Annotated in this window: 8 protein-coding genes; 6 read left to right on the plus strand and 2 right to left on the minus strand. The window is 69.6% G+C overall.

Translation table 11 applies throughout. The features are described from left to right. Positions 1-83: 83 nt before the first annotated feature. Complete coding sequence (locus tag ON29_RS04910; RefSeq protein ID WP_040864929.1) at positions 84-1,289, minus strand: DUF7373 family lipoprotein; 1,206 nt, start codon at positions 1,287-1,289, stop codon at positions 84-86. A 155-nt stretch (positions 1,290-1,444) separates the two neighbouring features. On the opposite strand from ON29_RS04910, the gene ON29_RS04915 reads away from it, so the two are divergent. Further along, the gene (locus ON29_RS04915; protein WP_040864930.1) at positions 1,445-2,794 is read left to right on the plus strand and encodes an FHA domain-containing protein; all 1,350 of its coding nucleotides are present in this window, start codon (positions 1,445-1,447) and stop codon (positions 2,792-2,794) included. 7 nt (positions 2,795-2,801) lie between these two features. Here ON29_RS04915 and ON29_RS04920 read toward each other — a convergent pair whose 3' ends face one another. Next, positions 2,802-4,247 carry a neutral zinc metallopeptidase gene (locus ON29_RS04920; protein WP_051174874.1) on the minus strand — a complete coding sequence of 482 codons (1,446 nt, stop codon included), beginning with the start codon at positions 4,245-4,247 and terminating at the stop codon, positions 2,802-2,804. Between the two features lie 106 nt (positions 4,248-4,353). Between ON29_RS04920 and ON29_RS04925 the strand changes: the two genes are divergently transcribed. The 5 genes from ON29_RS04925 to glmM all read left to right on the plus strand — a co-directional run bounded on the left by ON29_RS04925 (position 4,354) and on the right by glmM (position 11,319). Next, positions 4,354-6,846 carry an FHA domain-containing protein gene (locus ON29_RS04925; RefSeq protein ID WP_040864932.1) on the plus strand — a complete coding sequence of 831 codons (2,493 nt, stop codon included), beginning with the start codon at positions 4,354-4,356 and terminating at the stop codon, positions 6,844-6,846. A gap of 100 nt (positions 6,847-6,946) precedes the next feature. Then, complete coding sequence (locus tag ON29_RS04930) at positions 6,947-8,602, plus strand: chromosomal replication initiator protein DnaA (RefSeq protein WP_040864933.1); 1,656 nt, start codon at positions 6,947-6,949, stop codon at positions 8,600-8,602. Between the two features lie 175 nt (positions 8,603-8,777). Next, positions 8,778-9,221, plus strand: coding sequence for a 50S ribosomal protein L13 (gene rplM / locus ON29_RS04935; RefSeq protein ID WP_040864934.1), 444 nt, complete (start codon positions 8,778-8,780; stop codon positions 9,219-9,221). After that, on the plus strand, positions 9,218-9,727 hold the full coding sequence (gene rpsI / locus ON29_RS04940) for a 30S ribosomal protein S9 (protein ID WP_051174875.1): 510 nt from the start codon (positions 9,218-9,220) through the stop codon (positions 9,725-9,727). The genes rplM and rpsI overlap by 4 nt, the downstream gene beginning before the upstream one ends. 215 nt (positions 9,728-9,942) lie before the next feature. Beyond that, positions 9,943-11,319 carry a phosphoglucosamine mutase gene (gene glmM / locus ON29_RS04945; RefSeq protein ID WP_040864935.1) on the plus strand — a complete coding sequence of 459 codons (1,377 nt, stop codon included), beginning with the start codon at positions 9,943-9,945 and terminating at the stop codon, positions 11,317-11,319. The last annotated feature ends 442 nt before the right edge of the window (positions 11,320-11,761 follow it).

The raw sequence follows: 11,761 nt of genomic DNA on the forward strand, positions 1-11,761 counted from the left end.
ACTGCGGTAGTTGCGCCGGATCCTACGTGGGCCGACCCATGGCCCGGGATCGCGAAGGCGCCGGGCGCCTACCGCTGCTCGTCTCAGAAACTGTTCGCCAACAGCGCGTACTCCGCGGCGACCTTCTGTCGTACGTCCGGTTCCTTATCACTGGTGACGACTCCGACGTACCGCTTGTACGCGACGTAGCAGCGGTACTTGTACTCCCGGTCCGGGTCACCCTTGCTGTTGAGCTGTAGGCACTTGGCACCGGGGACGTCCCTGGGAGCGCCGAGGGTGTCGTAATGCGCGCCTTCGCTTTCCAGCAGGCCGGTGACCAGCTTCTGGGCCGCGGCCGCGTCGCGGGTGCGTGCGACGTAGCTGTCGTCGACGAGGCCGATGTGGTCCACGCCCGCGTCCTCGATCAGGCGCAGGTGTACCGACTCGTCGTCGGCGCGGTGCACCGTGTGGTATCCGCTGTAGACGGCGAAGGTCGCCGGGTCGGGCGCGCGGTTCTTGCGGTCGGTTACCGCGACGCGGGCGAGCAGGTCGTCCGGGTCGGCCTTCAGGGTGTCGAGTTTGCTCACCGGCGTCGCGGTGAACCGGTCCAGCTGCGCGACCTCGGCGGCCAGCGTTTTGTCGACCCACTTCACCAGGTCGTCGCCATCCGCCACGGGACGCTGGATGAACAAGGAGATGACGAATTCCTTGTGCGCCATGAAGGCACCGACGTTCGGGACGCCCGGCCGCCAGTGGATGTAGGCGTCGGCATACTTCGACGACGTCAGTTTGCGGTTGTCCGGCGAGACGGCGATGTCGACATCCTCGAGCTCGCGGGCGGCGAGCTTGGCGGCGGCCTCGTCGGGAAAACGGAACAGGGCGTTGGTGACCGCGGTTGCTTCCGGCGCCGGATTGGTCTGGCCTGCCGGATCGGGGCGGTCGGCGCCGCTGGCCGCGTATCCGGCGACCAGTTTGCGGTTGTCGAAGACCGGCCTGGACACCTTGGCCACGAAGCCCAATGCCTGCTCGGCATCCGCGACGACGGTGCTGCCGCGACCGAACTTCAGCACCGGGTCGATGCGCACGGTGGGGACCACCGCGTCCGACATCCGCATGCCCTCCAGCAGTGCGCCTTTGCCGCCCGAATCCTGGCTGTACTCGTGCTTGTCGACGGGATAGGTGCCGACTTCCAGCGTGCGTACGTCGATCTCGCCCGCGGTCGGCGTCCCCTGCACGCCAGAGCAACCGGCCAGCATCCCTGCCAGTGCCAGACATGACGCGGTGAGCGCGATGCGTTGCGTCCGAACCATCTCAGGCCCCTCGTTCCTCCCGTTGCTGACACTGAAGTTACCCGACGGACGCCGGGGAGGGGGACCGATGGCCTTCCTATCGCAATACCCTTTATCGGTACCCTTGTCGGTGTGACGACGACCCCGAACCACACCTCCGGCGGAGGCCGATACCGGTGAAGGATCGGCAGGTCGAGGTCGTCGTAGGCAGCCACGCCGTGGCGCGGGTCGCGGGCGCGGTGGTCGTGGTCGCGCACCGCAAGCCGGGCAGGCCGACCCAGGACTCGCCCGCCGTCGTCGCCCTCGAGTCGCTGGCCGAACTGGTGCGCGACGCGACCGATCGGGAGCCGGGCGGCCCCGGCGCCCTGGTGGCGCGGCAGGCGACGCGCTGGCTGATGAAACACGCCGAGCAGATCAGCCCGGGTGAGCCGATCGACTTCGGCATCCTCTCCGCCGCCGAGAACGGGGGCGTGGCGATCTTCCTGCACGGCGCGATCACCGCCGTGCTGGCCGGCGACGGCGTGCTCGAGCGATATCGCGGCAGCGACGCGGCCTTCACGGTGGATCGGGTGGCGGCGGTCCCGGCGCGGGCCGCGGCCTTGTTCGTCGACGACGGGAAGGGCCGCATCCCGGACCTGCCGCCCGAGCCCGGCATCGGCAGGTTGGTCGAGGGCATCGCCCAGGCGGGTGGCGCGATCGTCTGGTCGGACGGTCCCCGGGCGGGGATTTCCGGTAACGGCAGCGAATCCCGGTCCGCGGGCACGCATCGCCGCCCGGAGACATCGTCGCTGCCCACGGCGCGCGTCGAACACGAGCCGTCCGCCGCAACCGGACGGCGGGAGCGGTCCGAGCCGCAACCGCAGCCGGTGGCCGGGCGCCCGCGGTATCCGACCGCGCCGTCGACCGCGATGCTCGACGCGGAGACCGAGCAGACGCCGATCGACCCGCACCACGCGCCCACCCAGGTGGGCGGCACCAATCCCGCGCCGCGGCCCGACCCGGAACTACAGCGCAGGCTGGAGGCGACCGCGAAGGCCACCGCGCTGACCGTCAAGGTGATGGGGTTCAAGTGCGCGCGTGCGCATCCCAGCGATCCGAGGGCGGCGTTCTGCACTGTCTGCGGGATGCCGGTCGACCAGACCCAGGCACTGATCGAAGTGGTCCGCCCGCCGCTGGGCATGCTGATCCTCGACGACGGCATGACCTACATGCTCGCCGCCGACGCGGTAGTCGGTCGCGATCCGGAGCGTTCCCCCGCCGCGGAGAGCGGACTCGTGCCGCTGCGCGTCGACGACGCCTCCGGTGGCATGTCCAGGGCCCACGCCGAAATCCGCCTGGTGAACTGGGATGTCACGGTGGTGGACTGTGGTTCGACCAACGGCACCCGCACCCGCCTGCCGGGCTACCGCGACTGGGTGCGCTTGGCGCCGCACCAGTCGATGGTGCTCGTACCGGGCACCGAGATCATGCTCGGCAACCGCGTGCTGCGCTTCGAACTGGCCGCGCCGCCGCCGTTCGGCCGCTGAGTCCACGCTACGAATAGCGCGCGGCGCAGACGCTCTCGCCGCTCAGGACTCCGGCGCGGAAGGCCTCGACGCGCGAGAAACCGCTGGGCACGGTTCTGCCTTGGGCGTCACTCGCGGCCAAGCCGTCGGTGAGCAGACCCGAGACCGCCTCGTCCAGATCGCCGGTGGCGAGCTTGATGTCACCCTGACTGATCGGCCGCCCGGATTCGGCGAGCTTGCCGGTGACCACTCCGGACAGGCAGGCCGCGCGCAGTCCGGTCTTGGCGCCGACCAGGCTCTCGCCACGGCTCTGCTGGACGGCCAGGGTGTAGCGGGAGATGAATACGACGTAGCCGTTGTAGTCGCCACTCACCTTGAGCGGCAGGGGATCGTCCGCACCGGAATTCGACGTCCCCCGCTCGGCGAGGCCGGGAATGTCCGTGGCGATCGTGTTCTTCGCCGGGCAATACGACACCGGTTCGGTGACCGCGCCGTCGCGGCAGTCGATCTCGGCCCGGGAGTAGTCGTAGGTCGGCTCCTCGTCGATCGGCAGGATGGATTCGAGCGCCTTGGTGAGTTCGATCAGCGTCTCCTTCGTGATCGGGAACTCACCGTGCCCTTGGTCGTCGCTGAAACTCTGCGGCAGATTCGCGCGGCGCTGATCGATCTCGTCCTGATCGATGCCCTTGCATCCCTTGGGGCCGTCGGTGAAACCGATCTGCACCGCGGTGACGCGCTCGAAGGCCGAGCCGTGCACGCTCTCCGGATCGTCGGGGTCGGAGTCGCGGATGGCGACGGTGGCCGCGAGCACCGAGTTGAGGCCGTCGGAGGTGTTGATCGTGAAATGCCTGGCCTTGCCTTCGGCGACGTGCCGCATGAACGCGCCCGCGAAGCAGTCCGCCTGCTGCTCCTTCACGATCACCGGATCCTTCGGGCCGACGATCTTGGCCATGGTCTGCACCGCGTGCCCGTACTCGTGCGCGAGCACCATCACCACGGACATCTTCCCGAAGGCCTCCTCCATGGTGGGAAGCAGCACCGACCGATCCCAGCCGATGGAATTGTCCAGGCGGCAGTAGGCGGCGTTCACCAAGCGGTAGGTGGTCTCCTTGCAGAACTCGACCGCCTCGCTGCGCCCGGACTTCGCGCTCCAGGACAGCAGCTTGTCCACCGGCTTGAACTCGCCTTGGAACTCCTTGCCGAACTCGCCGCGCCAAAAGGTCTGGATGTCATCGATGGCGTTGAGCGCCAGCGTATCCATGGACCCGCCGTCGCCGTTCGTCGCGCTGAGTGTGCTGTCCGGGACGCCGGTGCGCGGGCCGCTCGGGCCGCTCGTGGTGGGCAGTCCGGCGACCTTGAACGGGTCGTCGTAGATGGAGACGGCCCGGCCGTCGACCACTCGGACACAGCCCCCGACCAGCGCCAGAATACTGAGCAGCGCCGCGACAAGCACGGTCGCACGGACTCTCGGCAAGGCTCCCCCTCGTCGGCCGCTATACGTTCACATCGGTCGCCGGATCGGGGCAATTGGCGCATCGGGGGCACCGCCGATGTCCGGGTGATGGAATAGTATCCGCTGCATGTCTTCACCGGGGGCGCAGACCATCACCGTGCGCCATGATGGAAACGAACGAGTATTCGATTCGAGCCAGCAGGTCACGATGGGCCGTGCGCCGGAGGTGACGCTGTTCGTCGACAGCCCGCTCGTTTCGCGTGTGCACGCGACGCTGGCCTGGCACGGCAGCGCCTGGGTGTTGACCGACAACAAGAGCACCAACGGGGTGTTCGTGGACGCGCGCAGGCTGACCCAGCCCGTGTCGATCGACCGCCCCACGCAGGTCCGGCTGGGTGATGCGATCAGCGGCCCGCTGCTGCACCTGCTGCCGGCGAACCCGCAACCACCGCAACGGCCCTCGGCGCGCCCGCCGCAACCGGCCCAGGCGCCGCAGCCGGGACCGCCGCCGCACGCGGTCCGGCGGCCCGCGCAGCAATTCCAGCGTCCGAGCTATCCGCCGCCGCAGGACGCGCCGTCGCCCGCGCTGAACGTCAACATGACGACCAGGGCGGACACCTCGAACATGCCGCCGGTCCGGGCCAGGGCGAGCACGGCGCCCATCGCCCGCCCCGACCGCATTCCCGCCGGCGGTCTCGGCATCGGCCGCACCACCGACAACCAGATCGTGGTCAACGATCCGCTGGCCTCGCGCAAGCACGCCCGCCTGGTCGCCTCCGCGGAGGGCCTGACCATCGAGGACCTCGGATCGGCGAACGGCACGTTCGTCAACGGGCACCGCCAGCAGCGCGCGGTGCTGCGCGAGCGGGACATCATCACCATCGGCAACATCGACTTCGTCGTCCAGCAGGGCGCGCTGGTGCACCGGCAGAAGCCGGTCGCCGAGCAGGGCCTCGCGGTGCACGGGGTCGGCTTCACCGTCGAGGGCAACAAGCAACTGCTCGTCGATGTCAACATGTCGGCAAGCCGCGGGACGCTCACCGCGCTCATCGGGCCGTCCGGCGCGGGTAAGTCGACGCTGTCGCGCCTGATCGCGGGCACTACCCAGCCGTCGGGCGGCGTGGTCACGTTCGAGGGGCGCAATCTGCACGCCGAGTACGAGGCGCTGCGTTCCCGCATCGGGATGGTGCCGCAGGACGACGTGCTGCACCGCCAGCTCACGGTGCGCCAAGCGCTCGGATTCGCGGCCGAGCTGCGGCTGCCGAGGGACAACAGCAAGCAGGACCGGCAGAAGGTCATCGACGGTGTACTGCAAGAGCTTTCGCTCACCGAGCACGCCGACACCAGGGTCGACCGCCTGTCCGGCGGCCAGCGCAAGCGCGCCTCGGTGGCGCTGGAACTGCTGACCGGTCCGTCGCTGCTCATCCTGGACGAACCGACCTCGGGCCTGGACCCGGCGTTGGACCGGCAGGTCATGGTGATGCTGCGCGAACTGGCCGACGCGGGCCGCGTGGTGATCGTGGTCACCCACTCGGTGGCGCACCTGGACATGTGCGACCAGGTGCTGCTGCTCGCCCCCGGCGGCAAGACCGCCTACTGCGGCAACCCCGCAGGCGTCGGCGCGGCGCTCGGTACCAGCGACTGGGCGGAGATCTTCGCCAACGTCGCGGCCAACCCGGATCAGGCGTTCGCGGCCTATCGCTCCCGCCAGGCGTTCGCGCCGCCACCGCCGCCGCCCGCGCAGCCGTACGGGCCCGCGGGCAGTCCGCCGCAGTCCAGTCGCGGCAAGCAGTTCTCGACGCTGGCGCGTCGTCAGGTCCGGTTGATCCTGGCCGACCGCGGTTATCTGACGTTCCTGGTGATCCTGCCGTTCATTCTCGGCGGGCTCTCGCTGGTGGTGCCGGGAAAGAACGGCTTCCAGCGCGGCGCGCTGAAAGCGCTACCCGATGGCACATTCGTGCCAGAAGGCGGCAGTGAGACGCAGCAGTTGCTGGTGGTTCTGATCCTGGGCGCCTGCTTCATGGGTTCCACGCTCACCGTGCGCGACCTGGTCGGCGAGCGGACGATCTTCCACCGCGAACGCGCGGTCGGGCTGCTGCCCTCGGCGTACCTGATGGCGAAGATCGCCGTGTTCAGCCTGACCGCGCTGCTGCAGTCGGCGGTGCTGGTCGGCATCGTGCTGGCGGGTAAGAAGCGGCCGGGCGAAGGGGCGGTGCTGGCGTCCGGCAGCGCGGAGCTCTATATAGATATCGCGCTGACCGCGATCTGCTGCGTGGTCGTCGGCCTGCTGCTCTCGTCGCTGGCGAAGTCGAACGAGCAGGTGATGCCGCTGCTGGTGGTCGCCATCATGTGCCAGCTGGTGATGGCGGGCGGGCTGATCCCGGTCACCGGGCGGGTCGTGCTCGAGCAGGTGTCCTGGCTGTTCCCGGCGCGGTGGGGATACGCCAGCGGTGCGTCGACGGTGAACATCCGCGAACTGTTCCTGAACGCGCAACCCGACACGCTCTGGCAGCACAAGCCGGAGATCTGGGCGCTGGACGTCGGCGTGCTGCTGCTGATCACCCTGTTGCTGGCGGTCATGACGTGGCGCCGGTTGCGACTGAAGAAGTCGTCGGCATGACGCGATTCGAACGCGGCGCGAGCGCCCCGGTACGCGAAAGGGGCGCCGGACGGCAACGCACGGCACCGACGAGCATCTCGGCCGCGAACCGGGCACACTTATGCCTGTGACGGTGCGAGTAGGGGCAGTGCATCTCGGCTGGGATGTGGTGTCCGTGGCCGCGGGTGGTGGTGGCGTTCCCATCCGCCCGGTGCAAGTGGAAGGTATGTGGACGCCGCCGGCATATCTGCTGGCGGATTCGTCGGGTCGGCTGCACACGGCGGGCGTGGAACGCAACAGGCCCGATCTCGGGATGGCGATCGCCGACGTGCGCGACATCCTCGGACATCCGCAGATCGTGGTCGCGGGCGCCACCTGGCCCGCCGAGTTGGTCTTCCGTGCGCGCATGTACAACCCGCTCGCGGAGATCGGCAAGCACCTGCGCGGCAAACCGGACTTGGTGGCGTTGCCTTTCCCGGACAGCTGGCCGGACGAGAAGGTCGAGGTCTACGCCTCGATGGTGGAACAGCTCGACGTCGTCGTCGAGCCGTTGCCGGAGAGCGTCGCGCTGTCGGGCTACGTCCGCGCGCTCGGACTGGTGCACCCGCCCGACCGGTCCAGGCCGAACGGCATCGGCGCGACGGGCGTGTACTCCGACGGCCGCAGCATGCTGGTGGTGGCGGTGCACGGCGACGACGAGCAGCCCACCGAATCGGTCGACGTTCCGGTGGACGCGGAGGCCATGCGCGACGCCCGCTCGGCGGACGACGTCGTGATCGAGGTGATGGCGGCGGCACGTTCGATCGGCGCGGACACCTCGACGGTGCTGCTGTCGGGCAACGTGCGCTTCAACGACGCGCTGCGGCTGGCCTTCCAGAACCATCTCGGGCACCGCCTGCAGGTAGCCGACCATCCGATGCACGCGCTCGTCCTCGGCGCGGCGCACCTGCTGGTGAGCGATACGGAGGCGGGCGAGCCGGAATCGGTGAGCGGCCACGCCGAACCCGCGCCCGCCCCGCAGCGCCCCGTCGAGTACCCGTCGCAGGCCACGCCCCCGCCGCAACCGGCGGACGCGGGACAGCGGTCGAGCAGGCCGGTGCCCGGCGTCCAGTACGGGCCCGGATATCCGACCCAGCCCGACGAGGCGACGACCAGGACCGGACCCGACGAAGCGCCGCGCGGCCTCCCGCCGAACCTCGCCGAGCTGGGCAGCCGTTTCACCCGGCCGCCGAGCGCGTCCGAGGATCAGCAGGCAGGCGGCAGACTCGCGGGGCCGCCGCCCGGGGGGCCGGTGGCGCCCCTCGGCCCACGGCCGCCCTATCCGGGCGCACCGGAGCAGTCGCAGTACCCCGGCGGCCAGGGACCATGGCAGGACCAGGGCGCCGAGTCCGACGACGAGGACCGGCACCGCAAGGGCAAGCTGTGGAACAAGATGAAAGGCAACCTGTTCGGCGCCAATACCGTGGTCGGGGCGGTGGCGCTGGCCGTGGTCGCGCTCCCGTCCGGGAATCATCGGGTGGAGCTGACCGCGGAGTCGGTCGTCCTGGACACGGGTTCGGTCGTGTCGGAGAAGATGGCCGCGGCCGATCCGGCCGCCTGTGCGACCGCCCCCTACGCGATCACCAAGCCGCGACCGGGGGTCACCAACGCACGCGGGGACCAGCGGGAAGTGCGGGAAAGCACCGCCGAGTGCGGACGGCCCGACGTCGACACCCTGCGCTACCTGATCCCCGGACCGCCCGGCGCCATGGACTTCGGCCCGCCGATCGAGACCTGAGGCGATTTCTTCCCGCGATACCCCACTGGTATCGTGGCTCGTCGGCGTGTGGAACGTCCGGTCGACTCCTGATGAATCGCCCGAACGTCCGCCGAGTCCCGGGTCTCCACCGGCCGCCGGGAACACCTCGACCACACGCTGGGCCGGCAACACCGACGACAGACAGGGAAGCACTGTGCCTACGTACAGCCCCAAGGCGGGTGACGTGACCCGTAAGTGGTACGTCATCGACGCCACTGACGTAGTGCTCGGCCGTCTCGCCGTCCAGGCAGCGAATCTGCTGCGTGGCAAGACGAAGCCGACCTACGCCCCGCACGTCGATGGTGGCGATTTCGTCATCATCATCAACGCCGACAAGGTTGCCATCAGCGGCAACAAGCGGCAGGACAAGCTGATCCACCACCACTCCGGGCACCCGGGCGGCCTCAAGTCGCGGACCGTCGGTCAGGTGTTGGAGACGCGTCCCGATCGGCTCGTGGAGAAGGCCGTCAAGGGCATGATCCCGAAGAACAAGCTCGGCAACGCGATCGCGGGCAAGCTGAAGGTCTACGCGGGCCCGACGCACCCGCATGCCGCCCAGCAGCCCATTCCGTTCGAGATCAAGCAGGTGGCCCAGTGACCGCTCCCGAGGAATTCAACGAGGACTTCGTCGAGGAATTCGACGCTGCCGAGGCTGTCGAGGACGGCGCGGGCTACGAGGAATCCGAGGACTCGGCGTCCTACGCTCCGGTCGTGATCGACCGCCCGGTGCAGACCGTCGGCCGCCGCAAGGAGGCCGTCGTGCGCGTGCGCCTGCTCCCCGGCTCCGGCAACTTCGTGCTCAACGGCCGCACCATCGAGGACTACTTCCCGAACAAGGTGCACCAGCAGCTGGTCAAGTCGCCGCTGGTGACCGTCGAGCGCACCGAGTCCTTCGACGTGCACGCCCGCCTGGTCGGCGGCGGCCCGTCCGGGCAGGCAGGCGCTCTGCGGCTGGCCATCGCCCGCGCGCTGATCGAGGTCACCCCCGAGGATCGTCCCGCCCTCAAGCGGGCCGGCTTCCTGACCCGTGACCCGCGTGCCACCGAGCGCAAGAAGTACGGTCTGAAGAAGGCGCGTAAGGCGCCGCAGTACTCGAAGCGCTGATATCGGCATCGTCGATCTTCCGCGTCCGGCGCCCCAGCGGTGCCGGACGCGGTACGGTCGTCGCGGCAGCTGTACGAGAGCAGGCACCCAGCGAACAGCTGGTCGCCTGCTCTCGCGCTGTATGAACACGCGGCGTTCGCGGGGCCTTCGTGGTGCACAGGCCGGTGCCTCCCAGGTCGACGCCTACGCCACAGATCATCAATGAGGGGCGAGGTATGGGACGGTTGTTCGGCACCGACGGAGTCCGCGGGCTTGCCAACGAGTCACTGAGTCCGGAGCTGGCGCTGCGCGTTTCCGGCGCGGCCGCGCAGATCCTGAGCCGGGGCAAGATGCGGGCGCTCGCGGTGGTCGGCCGCGATCCGCGGGCCAGCGGGGAAATGCTCGAGGCCGCCGTGACCGCGGGTCTGACCGCGGCGGGCGTCGACGTGCTCGCGGTGGGGGTGCTGCCGACGCCCGCCGTCGCCTACCTCACCGGTTTGTACGACGCGTGTCTCGGCGTGATGATCTCCGCCTCGCACAACCCGATGCCCGACAACGGGATCAAGATCTTCGCCGCGGGCGGGCACAAACTCGACGACGCGATCGAGGACCGGATCGAGGCGCTGATGGCGGCGCAGACGCCGTTTCGCCCGACCGGCGCGGGCATCGGACGGGTGCGCAACGCGGCGGGCGCGCGTGATCAAGGGCTCAGCATCCCGGACCAGTACAGCCTCGCGGGCACCCACGAACGCTACGTGGAACACCTGGTGGAGGCGACCGGCCACGACCTGTCCGGACTGACCGTCGTGGTCGACTGCGCGCACGGCGCCGCCGCGGAAGTCGGTCCTGCCGCCTACCGCGAGGCCGGGGCGACGGTGATCGCCATCAACGCCGAGCCCGACGGGCTGAACATCAACGACGGCTGCGGCTCGACCCATCTCGACCAGGTGCGGGCCGCGGTGGTGGAGCACGGCGCCGATCTCGGTCTCGCGCACGACGGCGACGCCGACCGCTGCCTGGCCGTCGACGCCTACGGCAATGTGGTCGACGGCGACGCGATCCTGGCGATCCTCGCCCTGGCCATGCACGACGCGGGCGAGCTGGCCGAAAACACCCTGGTCGCCACCGTGATGAGCAACCTCGGGCTGCACATCGCCATGCGCGCGGCCGGAATCACCGTCCGCACCACCGCCGTCGGCGACCGTTACGTGCTCGAGGAATTGCGGCGCGGCGGTTTCACCCTGGGCGGCGAGCAGTCGGGGCACGTGGTGTTCCCCCGATACGGCACCACCGGCGACGGCATCCTCACCGGCCTGCGCCTGATGGCGCGAATGGCACAATCCCAGCGCACCCTGGCCGACCTGGCGAGCGTGCTGCAGACCGTGCCGCAGATCCTGGTGAACGTGCCGGTCAGCGACAAATCCGTAGTCGCGCGCGCACCCGAGATCCGGGAAGCGGTGCTGGAAGCGGAGCGCGTGCTGGGCGACTCCGGGCGAGTACTGCTGCGCCCCAGCGGCACCGAGGAACTGGTGCGCGTGATGGTGGAGGCCACCGACCCCGGCCAAGCACGCCAGCTCGCCGACGACCTCGCCAAGCGGGTTGCGGCTGTGTAGTTTGGCAGCGCCTGCGGCGCTGCGTGTTCGCGGCCCCTTTGTGGCTCGCGTTTGCGCGACCGCCGCTTGCTCCTTCGTCGCGTACGCGGCGGCCGCGCAAACGCGAGCCGGGCCGCGAACGGAACATGCTCGGTCTCGCTTCGCTCGAAACCGGGAGTTGAGGTGCCGCTGGGTACGTAGGGGCGCGAGGCATGGACCTCGTGCACGCGGTTCGTTGTGGTGGGCGGTTGTCCCGTCGGCCGGTGATCAGTGGCGGACGTGGCGGACGTGAGCCGGTTCGCGGATTGCGGATGCTCGGTCTGGCTTCGCTCGAAACCGGGAGTTGGGGTGCGCTGGGTACGTAGGGGCGCGAGGCATGGACCTCGTGCACGCGGTTCGTTGTGGTGGGCGGTTGTCCCGTCGGCCGGTGATCAGTGGCCGACGTGGCGGACGTGAGCCGGTT

Origin of the sequence: Nocardia exalbida NBRC 100660 (genome assembly GCF_000308575.1) — a bacterium.
Taxonomy (GTDB): Bacteria; Actinomycetota; Actinomycetes; order Mycobacteriales; family Mycobacteriaceae; genus Nocardia; species Nocardia exalbida.